Origin of the sequence: Prochlorococcus marinus CUG1435, assembly GCA_017644375.1 — a bacterium.
GTDB classification, from domain to species: domain Bacteria; phylum Cyanobacteriota; class Cyanobacteriia; order PCC-6307; family Cyanobiaceae; genus Prochlorococcus_A; species Prochlorococcus_A marinus_AH.
Genome location: JAEPLP010000001.1, coordinates 660,629 through 677,162, shown reverse-complemented (window position 1 = coordinate 677,162; position 16,534 = coordinate 660,629). Strand labels below are relative to the sequence as shown.

At 32.0% G+C, this 16,534-nt stretch carries 21 protein-coding genes; 11 read left to right on the top strand and 10 right to left on the bottom strand.

Features of this window, described 5'->3' with window-relative positions:
• Window positions 1–30: 30 nt before the first annotated feature.
• A complete protein-coding gene (locus JJ844_03785) occupies window positions 31–1,143 on the bottom strand; it encodes a cobalt-precorrin-5B (C(1))-methyltransferase (protein ID MBO6974797.1) in 1,113 nt (370 codons plus the stop codon).
• Between the two features lie 87 nt (window positions 1,144–1,230).
• Between JJ844_03785 and JJ844_03780 the strand changes: the two genes are divergently transcribed.
• On the top strand, window positions 1,231–2,367 hold the full coding sequence (locus JJ844_03780; protein ID MBO6974796.1) for an alanine--glyoxylate aminotransferase family protein: 1,137 nt from the start codon (window positions 1,231–1,233) through the stop codon (window positions 2,365–2,367).
• Window position 2,368: 1 nt separating this feature from the next.
• On the opposite strand, the gene JJ844_03775 is transcribed toward JJ844_03780, so the two are convergent.
• Window positions 2,369–2,566, bottom strand: a complete 198-nt coding sequence (locus tag JJ844_03775; protein MBO6974795.1) for a hypothetical protein — start codon at window positions 2,564–2,566, stop codon at window positions 2,369–2,371.
• 133 nt (window positions 2,567–2,699) lie between these two features.
• Between JJ844_03775 and JJ844_03770 the strand changes: the two genes are divergently transcribed.
• The 3 genes from JJ844_03770 to JJ844_03760 all read left to right on the top strand — a co-directional run bounded on the left by JJ844_03770 (window position 2,700) and on the right by JJ844_03760 (window position 4,264).
• Window positions 2,700–3,212, top strand: a complete 513-nt coding sequence (locus JJ844_03770) for an AbrB family transcriptional regulator (protein ID MBO6974794.1) — start codon at window positions 2,700–2,702, stop codon at window positions 3,210–3,212.
• Window positions 3,213–3,268: 56 nt separating this feature from the next.
• Entirely contained in the window at window positions 3,269–3,718 is a 450-nt protein-coding gene (locus JJ844_03765; GenBank protein MBO6974793.1) for a secretion system protein, read from the top strand.
• A 147-nt stretch (window positions 3,719–3,865) separates the two neighbouring features.
• Window positions 3,866–4,264, top strand: coding sequence for an HNH endonuclease (locus JJ844_03760; protein ID MBO6974792.1), 399 nt, complete (start codon window positions 3,866–3,868; stop codon window positions 4,262–4,264).
• Here JJ844_03760 and JJ844_03755 read toward each other — a convergent pair whose 3' ends face one another.
• Complete coding sequence (locus tag JJ844_03755) at window positions 4,265–4,495, bottom strand: transcription factor TFIID (GenBank protein ID MBO6974791.1); 231 nt, start codon at window positions 4,493–4,495, stop codon at window positions 4,265–4,267.
• Between the two features lie 32 nt (window positions 4,496–4,527).
• On the opposite strand from JJ844_03755, the gene JJ844_03750 reads away from it, so the two are divergent.
• Together JJ844_03750 and pdxA are read left to right on the top strand one after the other, a co-directional pair.
• Window positions 4,528–5,424, top strand: a complete 897-nt coding sequence (locus JJ844_03750; GenBank protein ID MBO6974790.1) for an NAD-dependent epimerase/dehydratase family protein — start codon at window positions 4,528–4,530, stop codon at window positions 5,422–5,424.
• Window positions 5,425–5,439: 15 nt separating this feature from the next.
• On the top strand, window positions 5,440–6,474 hold the full coding sequence (pdxA, locus tag JJ844_03745) for a 4-hydroxythreonine-4-phosphate dehydrogenase PdxA (GenBank protein MBO6974789.1): 1,035 nt from the start codon (window positions 5,440–5,442) through the stop codon (window positions 6,472–6,474).
• Here pdxA and accB read toward each other — a convergent pair.
• Window positions 6,451–6,957, bottom strand: a complete 507-nt coding sequence (gene accB, locus JJ844_03740; GenBank protein ID MBO6974788.1) for an acetyl-CoA carboxylase biotin carboxyl carrier protein — start codon at window positions 6,955–6,957, stop codon at window positions 6,451–6,453. The two genes, pdxA and accB, sit on opposite strands and share 24 nt — an antisense overlap.
• Window positions 6,957–7,517, bottom strand: a complete 561-nt coding sequence (efp, locus tag JJ844_03735) for an elongation factor P (GenBank protein ID MBO6974787.1) — start codon at window positions 7,515–7,517, stop codon at window positions 6,957–6,959. Before efp ends, accB begins: the two co-directional genes overlap by 1 nt.
• A 43-nt stretch (window positions 7,518–7,560) precedes the next feature.
• On the opposite strand from efp, the gene JJ844_03730 reads away from it, so the two are divergent.
• Both JJ844_03730 and thiL read left to right on the top strand, forming a co-directional pair.
• Entirely contained in the window at window positions 7,561–8,652 is a 1,092-nt protein-coding gene (locus tag JJ844_03730) for a peptidylprolyl isomerase (protein ID MBO6974786.1), read from the top strand.
• Window positions 8,645–9,631 (top strand): thiamine-phosphate kinase, encoded by a 987-nt coding sequence (thiL, locus tag JJ844_03725; protein MBO6974785.1) that lies wholly within the window; start codon window positions 8,645–8,647, stop codon window positions 9,629–9,631. The genes JJ844_03730 and thiL overlap by 8 nt, the downstream gene beginning before the upstream one ends.
• Here the strand turns inward: thiL and gap are convergent, their stop codons facing one another.
• The gene (gene gap / locus JJ844_03720; GenBank protein ID MBO6974784.1) at window positions 9,632–10,654 is read right to left on the bottom strand and encodes a type I glyceraldehyde-3-phosphate dehydrogenase; all 1,023 of its coding nucleotides are present in this window, start codon (window positions 10,652–10,654) and stop codon (window positions 9,632–9,634) included.
• Window positions 10,655–10,848: 194 nt separating this feature from the next.
• On the opposite strand from gap, the gene murC reads away from it, so the two are divergent.
• Genes murC through JJ844_03705 form a run of 3 tightly spaced genes read left to right on the top strand, consistent with a single transcriptional unit; the run spans window position 10,849 to window position 13,535 of the window.
• Window positions 10,849–12,258: a UDP-N-acetylmuramate--L-alanine ligase gene (murC, locus tag JJ844_03715; GenBank protein ID MBO6974783.1), complete on the top strand. Its 1,410-nt coding sequence runs from the start codon at window positions 10,849–10,851 to the stop codon at window positions 12,256–12,258.
• A gap of 15 nt (window positions 12,259–12,273) precedes the next feature.
• Window positions 12,274–13,167 (top strand): UDP-N-acetylmuramate dehydrogenase, encoded by an 894-nt coding sequence (gene murB, locus JJ844_03710; protein ID MBO6974782.1) that lies wholly within the window; start codon window positions 12,274–12,276, stop codon window positions 13,165–13,167.
• Between the two features lie 17 nt (window positions 13,168–13,184).
• On the top strand, window positions 13,185–13,535 hold the full coding sequence (locus JJ844_03705; GenBank protein ID MBO6974781.1) for a YbaB/EbfC family nucleoid-associated protein: 351 nt from the start codon (window positions 13,185–13,187) through the stop codon (window positions 13,533–13,535).
• On the opposite strand, the gene rsgA is transcribed toward JJ844_03705, so the two are convergent.
• The 4 genes from rsgA to grpE are packed head-to-tail and all read right to left on the bottom strand — an operon-like array spanning window position 13,501 to window position 16,511.
• On the bottom strand, window positions 13,501–14,418 hold the full coding sequence (rsgA, locus tag JJ844_03700; protein ID MBO6974780.1) for a ribosome small subunit-dependent GTPase A: 918 nt from the start codon (window positions 14,416–14,418) through the stop codon (window positions 13,501–13,503). The genes JJ844_03705 and rsgA overlap by 35 nt on opposite strands.
• Window positions 14,408–14,638: a sulfurtransferase TusA family protein gene (locus JJ844_03695; protein ID MBO6974779.1), complete on the bottom strand. Its 231-nt coding sequence runs from the start codon at window positions 14,636–14,638 to the stop codon at window positions 14,408–14,410. Before JJ844_03695 ends, rsgA begins: the two co-directional genes overlap by 11 nt.
• Entirely contained in the window at window positions 14,638–15,762 is a 1,125-nt protein-coding gene (gene dnaJ / locus JJ844_03690) for a molecular chaperone DnaJ (protein ID MBO6974778.1), read from the bottom strand. Before dnaJ ends, JJ844_03695 begins: the two co-directional genes overlap by 1 nt.
• Before the next feature lie 29 nt (window positions 15,763–15,791).
• On the bottom strand, window positions 15,792–16,511 hold the full coding sequence (gene grpE, locus JJ844_03685) for a nucleotide exchange factor GrpE (protein MBO6974777.1): 720 nt from the start codon (window positions 16,509–16,511) through the stop codon (window positions 15,792–15,794).
• Between the last annotated feature and the right edge of the window lie 23 nt (window positions 16,512–16,534).

Here is a 16,534-nt window from a genome sequence, read left to right as displayed (position 1 = left end):
TTGCAAAAGCATAATCGAACTAAAATTATCTCATTGAAAGTAAGAAATATAATCATTACCTTTAGTTCCTGACCACCTTATTTTTCTTTTTCTATCAAAAACAATTGCTGCAATATCCATATCAGTTTTTACATACCTATTAACATAAGCAATAGAACGCTTTTCTATGGTATTTGATAAGTTTTGGAATAATTTTTCAGCTATAGATTGATTAAATTTTTCAAGAAATAATAAAGCATCTTCAAGATTATTAAAATAAGATAATTTGACTATTATTTCAGGTGGTATTTTTTCTTTAAAGGCTAAATAAACAAGAATCTCGATTCGACCATCAGCTAAATGATTATGTGTATGAAAAATACCGCCTGCTAATTTTATTAATTTTCCGTGATAACCAAAAAGAATTACCGTTTTAACATTTTTTATTGCAGCATCAACTATAAGTGGCCCAATCCAGTTGCCAACTTTAATAATTGGCAAATTAACTTTACAAGTTTTTGCCAAATTTAAGCCATTCTCGCCAATAACAAAAACAACTTTCCCTTTAAAATCATTTTGTGTTAACTTTGCTAGCCTAATTTTTGCCTCTTCTAATTGATCAGGTGAAGCACTCGAATAGGTCTCCGCAGAAGTTCCAATGATAGATAGTCCATCCACAATACCAAATGACTTATTACTTGTTCTTTCAGCCAAAAACTCCCCATTTGGGAAAATAATTTCTAAATTCAAATTAAAACCCTTTGGAATAAGATCCAATAAATTCTCATATAAAACTTCTCTAGCAAAATCAGACATACATATCTCTGATGTATTCTCTTTAATACCCACACCAGATCCTGGAATAATATTTATTGGATTTGTTTGAAAAGAATTATTTAAATGAATTTTTTCTAAAGAGACTATCGTCCATATTTCTAAGTTTTGTGTAATGTCAAGATCTAAGCCAGACTTTGCAAAAGAAATTCCTAATGCATGAGAATCTCCTTTAAGTAAACCAACAGAATGAATCTCTATTTTTACGTCTTTTTTTTCATTAGGAATTTTTATTAATTCATAATTATCAAATGGAAACCCTACAAGTTTCTTTAATGCTGACCTAGCAGCTCCAGCAACCCACAAAGGTAAAGAAAATCCTTTTTTCAAATCAAGTAATTGAAAAATATTTAATGAGAACTAATCTAAGAATGACCTATTTAATAAAAAGTGGCCATACAACAAAAATTATCATTGATGATTCCTGGACCTACACCAGTCCCAGAAAAAGTTTTACAAGCATTAAGCAAGCATCCAATAGGCCATCGGAGTAAAGAATTTCAAGACCTCGTAGAAAGTACTACAAAAAATTTGCAATGGCTTCATCAAACTCAAAATGACGTACTAACAATTACCGGCAGTGGGACTGCCGCAATGGAAGCTGGAATAATAAATACTTTAAGTAAAGGTGATAAGGTAATTTGTGGAGAAAATGGAAAATTTGGCGAAAGATGGGTAAAAGTTGCGCAGGAATTTGGGTTAGAAGTAATAAAAATTGATTCCGAATGGGGAACTCCACTTAATCCAGAAGAATTCAAACAATTATTAGAAGACGATAAACAAAAAGAAATAAAAGCTGTAATTTTAACCCATTCCGAAACCTCAACAGGTGTAATTAATGATCTAGAAACTATAAGCTCATATATTCGGGAACACAAAACAGCATTATCTATTATTGACTGCGTCACAAGTCTTGGTGCTTGTAATGTACCTGTAGATGAATGGCATTTAGATATCGTTGCCTCTGGATCCCAGAAGGGATACATGGTACCACCAGGTCTAAGTTTTATATCAATGAGCCCAAAAGCATGGGAAGCTACAGAAAAATCTAATTTACCAAAATTTTATTTAAATTTAAAATCCTATAAAAAAAGTCTTTTAACCAATAGTAATCCATATACTCCAGCAGTTAATTTAGTTTTTGCTTTAGATGAAGCTTTAAAAATGATGAGAGAAGAAGGCTTAAAAAACATTTTTCTGAGACATAATAAACACAAATTGGCGATGAGCAATGCTATCAAGGCTTTAAATCTTAAATTATTTGCTGATGAAAAATATTTAAGCCCTTCAATTACAGCGATAAAAACGGAGGGGATGGATGCTGAAGAATTCAGAAAAACAATAAAAAATAAATTTGATATCTTACTCGCTGGTGGCCAAGATCATTTAAAAGGCAAAATATTTAGAGTCGGTCATCTAGGTTACGTAAATGATAGAGATATTATTACGGTAATTTCTGCTATAAGTAATGTACTTCTAGATCTAGGGAAAATAACACCTCAAGAAGCTGGTAAATCATTATTAGTGGCATCTAGATATCTTTATGGAGATTAGGTTAAGTTCCTGGCTCTTCGACATTTCCGCCTAATTCAACAATCTTTTTTCTTAAAATTATTGATTTTTTTTCATCTCCCTTTGTTTGAGCAATTGCTAGAGCAAACTCTAATTTTTCAAGCTGGTGGCCACCCTCAAAAAAAGATAATTTTTTCTTAACGTGGATTCTATTAGCTTTGTATGAAATTGGTGAAGACATAAGAATTCATGCTTTACATAATATTATGCCAACAAAAAGGGACATAATGAGAGAAAAACAAAAATATAATTTGACTATAAACTCAAGCACAAAAAAAATTTTCTTATATTATGTCCAATAATCATTTAAATTAATGCCAAACATAAACCTAATATACTATCTAATCGCAGGTGGAGTTTTTGGAGCTTTAGCTCTAAAAACAGGTATACCTGCAGCTCCACTTGCAGGATCTTTAATTGGAGCAAGCATACTTAGCATCAGTGGCAAAGTCGATGTAGCAGAGTGGCCAATTGGAACAAGAACAATACTAGAAATTGGAATTGGAACAGTTATTGGTACATCGTTAACCAAAGATTCACTCGTTGATCTTCAAAGCCTATGGAGACCAGCCATTTTAATAACTTTTACTTTAGTTATTACAGGATTAGCACTTGGATTATGGACAAGCAGACTACTCAAAATAGATGTAATAACAACAATTCTAGGTGCTGCACCAGGAGGTATAAGCGGTATGAGTCTCGTAGGGTCTGAATATGGAGTAGGAGCTGCAGTGGCAACTCTGCACGCAGTAAGATTGATTACTGTGCTCTTAATTCTTCCTCTAGTTGTGAAATGCTTAAACTTATTTGGAGTAATAAAATCATAAATATCTATAGACATATTGCCAATAAAAGATATTTTTAAATGGGACGCAAAAATTAAATGCAAGGATTTAAAAAAAAATTAATTTTTTTAACCCTCGGGATAATTTCTCCTCTATCACTTCAATCACATAAAGTTATTGCTGGCACATTTGGTGCAGAAATTTTCTGTACTATGAGAGATGGTGGAAATGATCATGAAAGTAGTTGGGAAGCAGCGTACACATATATAAAAAAGCAAAAAGGAGGCATTTTCAAAGTTTCACCGAAACAGGCAGCATCACAAATAACTGAATCAGTGATAAGAGATAAAGAAACCTTTAATTATTGTGTTGAATACCTTGATAAACTTCATCCAAATAGAAAACTGTTAAGGGATTTACAAAAAGAACAAGAAAAGAAAGACAAAGAAGCTCAAAAACAAGAAAACAAGAGAAAAAGGTTAGAAAAAGAATTAGAAAAAGCTAATGAAGATTTTTCAGATGAGACAATTGAAAGATACAGTTATTAAAGCTTGAAGTTTTTTAACTAGGAAGTAATTGTATTTGTATCTAAAAACACTAAATTATATTTTCAAGAACGAATTTTGGCTAAAAAATAGAAATAATATTGACTTTTAATATATTCAAGCCATTATTTATTTAATTAAATAGTCTGAATGCATATTAATGATGCGGTGTTTTTAGAGGATTTATGTCCTAAGTTCAGATTGAGACAATGGCGAAAGTCAATTCATAGATTTACAGGAAAAAGTTGTATATATTGTGGAAAGCCATCTGAATCAATTGATCATGTTTTACCACGTAGCCAAGGTGGCTTGAGCACCACAGAAAACTGTGTGCCTGCATGTCTTTCTTGTAATGGAGATAAATCAGATAAAAATGCTTTTTATTGGTATAGAAGACAAAAATTTTACGATCCTAGAAGAGCTATGGCTATAAGAGCTTGGTTAGAAGGAGATTTAAGATTAGCAATAAGATTATTGCAATGGGCGAATCCTAATTTTAACGTAAATATTAATTCTGAATCAGATGAATCAAAATATAAAGCAGCTTGACTACCAAACATTACATAAATCTCTAGGATTATAACTTTCACAAATGTTTTCCAATTCTCTTGGAGATTCTGGGAATATTAAAATTGTAGACAAAGAAATGAGAACAACAAATAGTTTTTGGTAGAATTTAAAATCAACTAAACTGATTTCTTTTTCGTTCAGACGAGCATAACTTTTACTAGTGAAAAAAGATTTTGATTTTAAATCAGCTCTAACAGCAGTCTTCATCATTAATTAATACATATGTACTACCATAATGCAATATGACGAATATCGCAAGCTCACTAAAAAATAAAAGTAAATTTTTAATCTTAGGATGCGGTTTTAGCGGTAGTTTCTTTGCAAAAACCATCAGAAAATTAGGTTGTATTGCTTTGACAAGTTCGAGATCTGAAAAGAAAGATCCAAATAGTTTTGTTTTTAATAGTGAAAATAATTCCATTCCTAGTGAAAGAATTTTTGATGGTGTCACTCATATTCTTAGTTGCATTCCTCCGGGCAAAAATGGTAGCGATCCAGTACTGGGAAGTCTTAAAAGCAAACTAAAAAGTCTATCCCTCGAATGGGTTGGATATTTATCTACCACAGGAGTATATGGGAATACTAAAGGTGATTGGGTCTCAGAGATGAATCAACCTCAGCCTTTTCAAAACAGAAGTCATAAAAGATTAAATTGCGAAAAAGAATGGATTGAATCTGGTTTGCCCGTTCAGATTTTTAGGTTACCTGGTATTTATGGACCTGGAAGATCCACTTTTGAAGCGATAAGAAATCAAAAAATTCGCGTTATTTCGAAAAAAGATCAAGTATTTTCAAGAATTCATGTAGCTGATATTGCAAATGCAATTATCTATCTTTTACAAAATAAAGACTCTTTAAAGTATCACCAAATTATTAATATTGCAGATGATGAACCATGTTCTCAGGTGGAAGTGATTCAATATTGCTACGATCTTCTTGGCTTAAAAATGCCAAAGCCAATTTTATTTGAGGATGCAAAAAAAGAATTATCACCTATTGCTCAATCCTTTTGGATGGAAAATAGAAGAGTTTCCAATAAACTATTGTGCGAAACACTTGGATATAAACTAATTTATAAAAACTATAAAGTAGGCTTGAACAATTGTTTTTTAAATATTGAAATTAACAAAAACAAATAAATTTTAAAACCTTTTATGAATTTTCAAAGTACAAATAATAAGACAAAAATAGTTTTAAGCGTAGGAGATGAGTCTGGAGTAGGACCTGAAATTATTTTAAAAGCTCTTTGTTCTTCTGAGATACCAGAAAATGTTGATTTTATATTAATTGGTTCAAAAAAAAATTTACAAAATACATATACAAATCTTAGATCTTTAGGTTTAAGAAACCTAGCAGATCCTAATAATTTACAAATTAATGATTCAGAAATTTCATCATCCAATAATCAATCTAAATCAAGTTATGGGGATTCCAGTTTCTATTACTTAACAAAAGCAATTGAAATTGTAAAAAAACATCCAAATTCTGCACTTGTGACTGGACCGATTTGTAAGAAATCATGGTCACTCGCTGGTCATTACTTCACTGGCCAAACAGAAGTCTTAGCAAAATCTTTTGGAGTAAAAAATGTTGGAATGTTATTTACAGCTAAATCACCAATTACAGGTTGGAGATTTAACACCTTACTGGCTACAACCCACATAGCACTTAGTGAGGTTCCAAAAAAATTAGATACAAAATTAATCCATACTAAATTAGATCTTTTCAAAGAGTTTTGTTTTCAATACACTAAAAAACCTACTTTGAAAGTTGCAGGATTGAATCCTCATGCTGGCGAAGAAGGTATTTTGGGTAATGAAGAAAAAAACTGGCTTAATGATGCCTTGATTGCTTGGAATGAAAAGAATAGTGAAATTAAATTATTGGGACCTATATCACCAGATAGCTGTTGGAGTTCTTCCGCCAAAGCTTGGAGACACAAAAATGCTGAGAAGCATGATGGCATTCTTGCTATGTATCATGATCAAGGCTTAATACCAATGAAGGTTATAGCTCTTAATTATTCAGTAAACACTACAATAGGTTTGCCTATCATACGAACCTCCCCAGATCATGGCACAGGATTCGATATTGCTGGCAAGGGGGTAGCACAATGCCAAAGCATGATTGAGGCTATAAAAACTGCAATTGAAATGACTAACAATTCAAGACTGCTTGACACGCATTAAAACTTGACCAAATTCAACAGGCGTTCCATTTTCAACTAAAATTTCTACTATTTCAGCGTCAAATTCAGATTCAATTTCATTCATTAATTTCATAGCTTCCAAAATACAAATAGTTTGACCAACCTTAATATTATTTCCCACTTCAACAAACGGCTCCTCGCCTGGAGCAGCCGCTCTATAAAACGTCCCAACCATAGGAGAAGTAATATCTGTAAGATCTGAACGCCCTGGAGGAGCTACCTGAGGCGTTTCAGGCTCATTAATTATTGGGACATTATCACTTATAGATTTTTGATTAGCATTTGTTTGCCTTTCAAATGAACTATTAGAAACTAAATTCTTAGTAAGTTGGTTTTGATCAAATAAATTCCGTTTTATTTCTAATTTAAAATCTTCTCCTTCCAAAGAAAATTCTTGAAAATCGCTTTTTGAGATTTTTTCTATTAAACGATTTAAGTCTTCATGATCTAAGTTCATAGCAATTAATTTTCTCTTCCAAGATAACTATCATTACGAGTATCAACTTTAATCATTTCTCCAACAGAAATAAATAAAGGAACCATAACTTGAGCACCTGTTTCTAGAATAGCGGGTTTCGTGCCCCCACTAGCAGTATCTCCTTTAACTCCAGGATCGGTCTCTGTAACTTTCAAGGTAATAGATATGGGAAGTTCTACCTCTAAAACTTTACCATTATGGAAAATAACATTAACCTCCATTCCCTCTTTCAAATATTTTGCGCCTTTACCGATTTGTTCAGGGGACAGTCTTGTCTCTTCAAAACTTGTCATATCCATAAAAACATAATCTCCAGACTCCACATAAGTGTGTTGCAGGTTAGACTTCTCAAGGATAGCCTGCTGTACTGATTCTCCGGCTCGAAAAGTTTTTTCAACCACGTTGCCGCTTTGAACTGATTTTAATTTTGTTCGCACAAAAGCAGAACCCTTACCAGGCTTGACATGTAGAAACTCTACAACACGCCAAACTTGTCCATCTAGTTCGATGGTAGTACCTGTGCGAAAATCGTTACTGGAAATCATTCCTGTATTACATCCCCAAGGATCATAAACCTGCAAGAGTGCTATGCAAAAATTCTTATCAAATCAGAACAAACTTTTATTAATTCTAACAATCGGAATTTTACAGGTTTTTCTCTTTAAACCGACTCAAGTTCTCGCTGATTTACCCACTGGAAATGCGGTAAAAGACCCTAATGCAATCCTTAGAAACGCACTGCCTATCAAGCAAGTTGAATTGCAAGAAATTCAACATAAATTAGAAGACACTAGTGACCTTGTACGAGGCGGAAGATGGCCTGCTCTAACAAAAACTGTTACAAAATGTCAATCTTTACTAAAAAAATACCAAAATAAAATTATTCAAGATTTACCAAGTGATAAGAAGAAAATTGCTGAAAAAACTTTTTTAGAGCTCAAAGAAAATCTTGAAACTCTTCAAGATCAAGCTAAATCTAAAAACAAGTTCTCATTTATAGCTACCCGAAAAGAGGCTTTAGATAAAATCGGTGGATTAGAAGAATATTTTCTACCAAGTCAATTTCCTTACTCTATTCCTGAAGAATTTGATAGCTTACCAAGATTACTTGGCAGAGCAACAGTTAATATAAAAACCTCCAAAGGAGACATGAAAGCAATTGTAGATGGATACAACGCTCCTCTTACCTCAGGGGCATTTATTGATTTATCTTCAAAAAATTTCTACGAAGATTTACCTATCAATAGAGCAGAAGAATTTTTTGTTCTGCAAACAGGCGATCCATTAGGTGAAGCAATTGGTTACGTAGATCCTGTAACAAATGAAGAACGTCACGTTCCTTTAGAAATTAGAATTCCTGATGAAACGGACACTTTTTATAATCAAACTTTTGAAGATTTAGGCTTTTACACTGAAACACCAACATTACCTTTCGCAACTCTTGGAACTCTAGGGTGGTCTCATTCAAATACGGCAGTTGATGATGGCTCATCGCAATTTTTCTTCTTTTTATATGAAGCAGAATTGAATCCAGCAGGTCGAAATTTAATTGATGGAAGGAATGCTGCCTTTGGTTATGTAGTAGATGGTTTTGATGTATTAGAAGAGCTAACCAAAGATGACACAATAATCTCAATTAATGTTTTAGAAGGGATTGAAAACCTCAAATTAAATGCATAAAGAAACATTAGAAAATATAGGAGAAAAGGAATTAATTAATAGGCTTAGAAAATTTATGCCTAAAAATCAAATTTCAGATGATTGTGCTTTAATCAAAACTAAAAATGATGACTTACTTATCAATAATGATTCTTTAGTTGAAAATATTCATTTCAATGACCTAATCATTTGCCCTAAAGACCTTGGATGGAAAGCAGTTGTAAGCAACATCTCTGACTTATTATCTAGTGGTAGTAAAAAAACTTTAGGTATTACGATAAGCCTAATATTACCTGCTAAAACTGAATGGTTTTGGGTTGAAGAATTGTATAAAGGAATAAATAAAGCTTTAAAAAAATATGGTGGGATAATTCTTGGGGGAGATTGCTCAAAGGGAAATCAAAAAACTATATCAATAACAGCCTTTGGGATTCAAGGTGAACTTGAATTACGAAGAAATGCCTGTAAACCAGGCGATATTATCTTAACTACAGGAATTCATGGTCTTAGCAAATTAGGATTTATGATTCAAAGTAAAATAAATTTCGATAATAATATTTCTCTTAATGAAAGATTAATCAAAAAGTCCATCCAACATTTTTGCCGCCCTAAAGTTTACCCATATTTTCTGAAAAATCTCCTTAAAACTCGCTCCAATAAAAAAATAAACAAATTAGGTTGTACTGATAGCAGTGATGGGCTTTTTCAAGCGGTGCAGGATTTAGCAATCGCTAGCAAATGTAAAGCAATTTTGAATTATGAAAAAATACCCAAAGATAAAGATTGGCCAAAGGGAGAAAAATGGGATGAATATTATTTTTTTGGAGGTGAAGATTACGAATTAGTTTTCTCATTACCCAAAAAATGGGCAACGAATTTAATTAGACTAGATAAAAATATTAACGAAATTGGCTATTTTGCTAATGGTAAAGCATCAATAGAATTTCAAGATAAAAAAAAAGGTGCATTATTAAAAAATACACCTTTTAAGCACTTTTAATTATTCCCAATTTTTAGCAACAATCTCTGCTAGGTCTACAACCCTCTGGCTATAGCCCCACTCGTTGTCATACCATGCAAGAACCTTCACAAGATTATCTCCGATACACATAGTAAGGTCACTATCTACAATTGATGATTCATTAGTACCTGCATAATCGCTTGATACTAAAGGTTCGTCACCGTACTTAATAACGCCCTTCATTGAACCTAAAGATGCTTCCTTAAGCGCATTATTCACTTCTTCGCTTGTGACAGATTTAGAAGATTCGAAAACGAAATCCACTGCGGAAACATTAGGTGTAGGAACCCTCATTGCGATTCCTGTCAATTTGCCTTTCATTTCTGGGTAAACTAGTGCAACTGCTTTAGCAGCTCCTGTAGAAGTTGGAACAATATTAGTAGCAGCGGCTCTGGCTCTTCTTAAATCTCTATGACTATTATCTAATATTCTTTGATCACCTGTATAACTATGGATTGTAGTCATCAAGCCTTTATTAATCCCAAAAGTTTGGTCTAAAACTTTTACAACTGGGGCTAAGCAGTTGGTAGTACAACTAGCATTACTCAAAATATCATAGTTTTTATGCTTATATGTATCGGCATTTACTCCAACTACATAAGTACCAACGCCATCACCTTTACCCGGAGCGGTTAAAATAACTTTTTTTGCTCCCACCTCTAAGTGCTTACTTGCTCCAACATCTGTATTAAAAACGCCAGTTGATTCAATAACTAAATCTACACCCCAGTCTTTCCAGGGAAGATTCAATGGATTTCTATCAGAGAAACACTTGATTGTCTTGTTATTAATTACAAAGGTGTCATCAGTATATTGAATATCAACACCATCCAGTTGACCAAGGACTGAGTCGTATTTTAATAGATGAGCATTGGTCTTAGGATCTGATGTTACGTTAATACCAACTACTTCAATATTGGTGTAAGCACCTCTACTGAGCCAACAACGCATAAAGTTTCGACCAATTCTGCCAAACCCGTTAATTGCAACACGCAAAGTCATAACTAATAATTTCTGAAAAGATTAACCTAAGTTGCTGATCATACTGAATTTTGTGCAATAACGTAAGGTTTTTTTGATTTATTAAGCAAATAAGTCTAGTTTTGTATTAATTCAAGAAAAAAAATGATTTTTTTTTAAGAAAAAATACCAAAATTTAACTTTAAAGTTATTTTAATTTAAGAAAAAGATAAACATTGGATAAAGAATTAATCCCTAAAAAACATTTTCATTTTATTGGAGTTGGTGGCATTGGAATGTCAGCAATCGCAATGGGTTTACTGAAAAAAGGTTATTCAGTTTCAGGATCTGATTTGGTTAAAAACAATGAAACTAACAAATTAGAAAAATTAGGTGTAATTATCTTTAATTCTCAAAATGGAAAAAATATTGAATTTATAACTTCGAAATTTAACAACAAATTGATTAATTTTGTTGTAAGCACAGCAATTAAGTCAGAAAATAAAGAATTAATGTACTGTAGAGAAAAAAATTTAACAGTAAAACATCGTTCCGAGATTCTTGCATTATTAATGGAGTCTTATACTTCATTAGCCGTGGCAGGCAGCCATGGGAAAACAACAACCAGTACATTTCTTTCGACACTGCTTGAGTTATGTACGCACAATTCCTCTTCAATAACTGGGGGAATAATTCCTATCTACAATTCTAATTGTCATTTAGAAAATACAAAATTCTTAGTAGCTGAAGTCGATGAGTCTGATGGCACAATAATTAGATATAAATCTGATATCGGAATAATTAATAACATTGATTTTGACCATTGTGATCATTTCTTTGATTTAGGGGAAGTTATATCTTCTTTTAAAGATTTCGCTAAAAATTCTAAAAAATTATTAATTAATTTTGATTGTGAAATCACGCGGAATAATTTTTATTCTAAGAGTAAGTGGTCAAACAAAACACCCATGAATGTCGCTTACGCCTTGATCCCAACTGAAATAAATGAAACTCATACGATTGGAAAATATTATGAAAATGGAAATTTTATAAGTATTATAAATATTCCAATTCCAGGATTACACAATTTATCAAATATCACTGCTTCAATAGCAGCTTCAAGAATGATAGGTATAGATTTTTTAGAAATTAAGAAAAATATAAAATATCTCAAACTACCAAAAAAAAGATTTGAATTCAGAGGTCAAATAGATGAAAGACGTTTATATGATGATTATGCACATCACCCAAACGAAATAAAAGAGACGATCAAGTTAGGAAGATTATTTATTAAGCAAAAACATAATAATGAATGTCAAAAAAGCAGATTAATAGCCATATTTCAACCCCATAGATACTCTCGAGTAAAGCAATTTACTAAAGAATTCGCTGAAGAATTATCAAAAGCAGATTGTATTTATGTGACCAGTATTTATGGAGCAGGAGAAGGAAACGAAGATAAAATTACTTCTAAAATTATCACTGATCTGATTTATAAAAAAAATAATAATGTTAGCTACATAAAAAATTATCATGAAATTACAAAGAATTTTTACGAATTAACTCAAAAAGGAGATTTAATTTTAAATATGGGAGCAGGTGATTGTCATAAGTTCTGGTCAATTTTAAATGAAAAAAACAATTAAAAAAATTACTAATTTATGAATAAAAAGATTTTCTGCGAGAACTGTAATTTAAGTAGTTATACAACTATAAAAGTGGGAGGAGTAGCGGAATATTTTGCTGAGCCAAGAAACATTGACGAATTTTCGTATCTAATAAAATGGGCTAATTTAAACAAACACAGATGCCAAATAATTGGCGCTGGTTCAAATCTTTTAATCAATAATATTTTCATAAAAGGTTTAGTTATATGTACAAAAAAAATGAAGTCATTAAGCATAGAGCCAGATTCAGGAATTGTTGAAGCAGAAGCAGGTGTAATGCTCCCCGCACTATCTAATTCTCTTGCGAAAAATGGATTAAAAGGAGGAGAATGGGCTGTCGGAATTCCAGGAACTTTAGGGGGAGCAATTTATATGAATGCAGGTACAGGTAATTTATCGCTAGCAAAAAATCTTATTTCAGTGAAAGTTATTAATAATAAAACTAATGAAACATGTGAAATTGAAAAAAAAGATATCATTTTTGAGTATAGATTTAGCTCTTTTCAAAATAATGATTTTGCAATTATTAGTGCAAAGCTTAATTTTGAGCCAAATGGTAATCTCGAACAATTAATTCAAACCACCAAAAATAACCTTAAATTTAAAACAGAAACCCAGCCATATCACCTGCCAAGTTTTGGCAGTGTCTTTAAAAATCCTGAAAATAGTTATGCAGCAAAATTAATTGATGATTTAGGTTTAAAGGGATTTAAAATTGGTGGAGCAGAAATTTCTACAATGCATTCAAATTTTATAATTAACATTTCTTCAGCAAGTTCAAAAGATATTTATGAATTAATAACTGTAATTCAACAAAAAGTACTACAAAAAAAAGGTATTTATCTGCAACCGGAAGTAAGAATGATTGGTTTTGACTATCCTAACTAAAGAAACTTTTTTTTAAAATGGCGGGTTTTGGACTTCCTAACTTTGGACAACTTACAGAAGCTTTTAAAAAAGCTAAACAAATTCAACAAGATGCACAAAAATTACAAGATGAACTTGAAAATATGGAGATTGAGGGAAAAAGTGATGATGAAATGGTAAAAGTCTGGATAAGTGGCAACCAACTTCCTTTAAAAGTAGAAGTGCAAGAAAATATTTTAAGTTCAGATAAAGAAACAATAGAGCAAAACATTTTACAAGCTATTCAAAAAGCTCATCAATTATCTACTACAACTATGAAAGAAAGAATGAATGATTTGACTGGAGGATTAAACCTTAATCTTCCTGGTTTTGATAATAGTGAATCTTAGAAGACTCGATCATTTCTTTATAAAAAGAATATCTTTCAAAGGATTTATTTAAATTACATCCCTCATCATTCAAATGTAAGCAGTTGCGAAATTTACACCTAATTCCTTCATCGATGACTTGTTTATATATTTCCGGATAGAGATTTGGCAACAAGCTAATATCAACCTCAGGAGGTTGCATATTAAAACCTGGAGTATCCACAATGTAGCTTTGATTTGATAAAGCAAATAACTCAACATTTCGAGTAGTATTTTTCCCTCTCTTAATTTTTTTAGAGACTGGAGCTGTATTATTTTGAAGGCCTGGAATTATCATATTAAGCAAAGTAGTTTTACCGACACCGGAAGGGCCCATAAATATCGAACACTTTTTTTGCTTTAACTCAGCTAACAACTTATTAAAGTAATTAGATTTCCTTAAATTTAAAGTTATTGGTTGATAACCCCATGCCTCAAATTTATCAAGTAAAAAACATCTTTTTTTATCTGAAATTAAGTCACATTTTGTCAAAACTAATGACACTTCAACTCCCATCGATTCTGCTGATATCAAAAAACGGTTAACTTGAGATAAATTTAACTCTGGCTCTTCAACGGAAAAAATAATATAAATATTAGAAATATTTGCAACTGACGGTCTAACTAATAAATTATTTCTTTTTTTTAGAGTTGCAATTAATGCGCGTTTGCTTTTTCTATCAATATTGTCAATTACTACTTCGTCTCCAACATAAATTAATTGATCTTTAAAATTTATAGACTTCTTCACCTTACATAAAAATCTGTCATAATTTACAAAGTTTTCTTGATTTTTTAAGTCAACCAAATAAAATTCATTAAATTTTTTCGTAACTAAACCTAAATGTTTATTATTAGTTTTCATTCAATATTTTTATCTTTATAAATTTTTCATTTTCTTTGATATGTTTAATTAAATATCCCATCTCTTTTAAATTTTTTAATACCATTTCTTCTGGTTCACCTTTATCTAATTCAACAGTAAGTTGTTCATTTTTGGATAACTTCTCTAAAGCCAATTTGATCTTGACGACATTTAAAGGACATGGAACAAATTTAAGATCCAAATGCTTTAAAGTAGTCATTAAGATTCTTTACCAAATAATTTACTAAAAAGTCCGCTACTTGAATTGATATTTTTATCTGAATATTGTGAAGCTAAACCCTCTAAAAGCTCTCGTTCTTCATCAGTTATACGAGTTGGCAATTTTACTTTAATTAGAACTTCATGATTACCTCTGGCAACTGGATTACCAAGTCTAGGGACACCTTTATTCTCAAGTGAGAGAGTTGTATTTGGTTGCGTACCACTAGGAATCTTTAGATTAACATTACCATCCACGGTAGTAATTTCAACAGTATCTCCTAAAATAGCCTGTAAATAACTTACAGCTATTTCTGAGTAAATAGTAACACCTTCTCTTTTCAATTTTGAATCCTTCTTGACCTTTATAAAAACATAAAGATCTCCAGGTGGGCCTCCTTTCAAACCAACATTTCCTTCTCCTGAAACACGTAATTTAGTACCAGTATCAACTCCTGCAGGAATATTAATTCGTAATTTTTTTCTGACTTGCTTTACTCCATTACCTCCACAACTTGTACATGGATCTGAGATTATTTGACCAGTTCCATTACATGAAGGACATTCAGCTACTTGTGTGAAATTTCCAAATGGTGTTCTCGTAGCTCTCCTAACTTGTCCACTTCCTCCACAAGTTGTGCAATTTTTTGGTCCGGTTCCTGGTTTGGCACCTGTTCCCCTACAGATTTCACATGTCTCAAGATGAGGAATTGTAATTTCTCTCTGTTGGCCAAATATTGCATCTTTAAAATCAACATTAAGGTCATATCTTAAATCATCTCCTTGCTGAGGACCTCTTCTTTGAGTTCTTCCACCCTGTGGAGTTTGTCCTCCAAAGCCATTAAAGAAGGTTTCAAATAAATCTGCAAACCCGCCCATATCGCCCATATCAGGCATTCCAGCTGCTCCTCCCAGACCAGCCTCTCCAAACTGATCATATCTAGCTCTAGTTTCAGGATCAGCTAATGCTTCATAAGCTTTGCCAATTTCTTTAAATTTATCTTCAGCACCAGGTTCTTTATTAACGTCAGGATGATATTGTCTTGCTAATTTTCTATAAGCCCTTTTTAAGGTATCCGCATCAGCATCTCGTGAAACTCCAAGTATTTGGTAAAAATCAGCCATTAGACAAAGCTCAAGTAAAAATTTGGAATTTATACATCTTCAGAAGTATTTTCCCCTGAATCAATATCCTCTTCAACTTTATCCTTTTCTACTTCCTCTTGTGAATTTTGTTTGCCAGGTCCCATAGAAACTTTAACCAAAGCATGTCTCAAAACTTTTCCCTCTAGATGATATCCTCGCTGCAATTCTTCGATAATAAAATCTTCTTTAAGCTCTTCACTTGGCTCTCTTAATACAGCTTCATGTAAATTTGGATCAAATTGCTGACCAACAACTCTCATCGGTGCAACCCCTTGTTGTTTTAAAACTTCTACTAATTGTTTATATAATCCCTGATAACTTCTATGAAGAGTTTGAGCTTCTTCACTTTCTGGTTTAAGTTGCTGTCTTGCCCTTTCAAAATTATCAACGATTGGGAGAATTGCAGTTAAAGTTTTAGAAACAAGTTGGACTTTTAAATCGTCTTGATCTCTAGACTGCCTTTTTCTAAAATTATCAAAATCTGCTGAGATTCTTACATATTGATTTTTTAATGTTTCGTGCTCTTTTTCTAACTGTTCTAACCTTGCATCATTAATAGATATAGTATTTTTTAATTCTTCAGTATTTATTTCTTCTGTTTTTTGTGGAGATAATTCATCATTTTCTATTATTTCATCTTCAAAAGATGAATTATCATCAGGAGCATCATCCTGATTTGAAACATCATTTTCTTTAATATCAATATTGTCTGATTGATTTTCAATCATTTTTCTAAAAATTAATAAAACTA

Coding starts and splice junctions, on each gene's coding strand:
- JJ844_03780 (MBO6974796.1), top strand. CDS start 1,231: ATGATTCCTGGACCTACACCAGTCCCAGAAAAAGTTTTACAAGCATTA.
- JJ844_03775 (MBO6974795.1), bottom strand. CDS start 2,566: ATGTCTTCACCAATTTCATACAAAGCTAATAGAATCCACGTTAAGAAA.
- JJ844_03770 (MBO6974794.1), top strand. CDS start 2,700: ATGCCAAACATAAACCTAATATACTATCTAATCGCAGGTGGAGTTTTT.
- JJ844_03765 (MBO6974793.1), top strand. CDS start 3,269: ATGCAAGGATTTAAAAAAAAATTAATTTTTTTAACCCTCGGGATAATT.
- JJ844_03760 (MBO6974792.1), top strand. CDS start 3,866: ATGCATATTAATGATGCGGTGTTTTTAGAGGATTTATGTCCTAAGTTC.
- JJ844_03755 (MBO6974791.1), bottom strand. CDS start 4,495: ATGATGAAGACTGCTGTTAGAGCTGATTTAAAATCAAAATCTTTTTTC.
- JJ844_03750 (MBO6974790.1), top strand. CDS start 4,528: ATGACGAATATCGCAAGCTCACTAAAAAATAAAAGTAAATTTTTAATC.
- pdxA (MBO6974789.1), top strand. CDS start 5,440: ATGAATTTTCAAAGTACAAATAATAAGACAAAAATAGTTTTAAGCGTA.
- efp (MBO6974787.1), bottom strand. CDS start 7,517: ATGATTTCCAGTAACGATTTTCGCACAGGTACTACCATCGAACTAGAT.
- JJ844_03730 (MBO6974786.1), top strand. CDS start 7,561: ATGCAAAAATTCTTATCAAATCAGAACAAACTTTTATTAATTCTAACA.
- thiL (MBO6974785.1), top strand. CDS start 8,645: ATGCATAAAGAAACATTAGAAAATATAGGAGAAAAGGAATTAATTAAT.
- gap (MBO6974784.1), bottom strand. CDS start 10,654: ATGACTTTGCGTGTTGCAATTAACGGGTTTGGCAGAATTGGTCGAAAC.
- murB (MBO6974782.1), top strand. CDS start 12,274: ATGAATAAAAAGATTTTCTGCGAGAACTGTAATTTAAGTAGTTATACA.
- JJ844_03705 (MBO6974781.1), top strand. CDS start 13,185: ATGGCGGGTTTTGGACTTCCTAACTTTGGACAACTTACAGAAGCTTTT.
- rsgA (MBO6974780.1), bottom strand. CDS start 14,418: ATGAAAACTAATAATAAACATTTAGGTTTAGTTACGAAAAAATTTAAT.
- JJ844_03695 (MBO6974779.1), bottom strand. CDS start 14,638: ATGACTACTTTAAAGCATTTGGATCTTAAATTTGTTCCATGTCCTTTA.
- dnaJ (MBO6974778.1), bottom strand. CDS start 15,762: ATGGCTGATTTTTACCAAATACTTGGAGTTTCACGAGATGCTGATGCG.
- grpE (MBO6974777.1), bottom strand. CDS start 16,511: ATGATTGAAAATCAATCAGACAATATTGATATTAAAGAAAATGATGTT.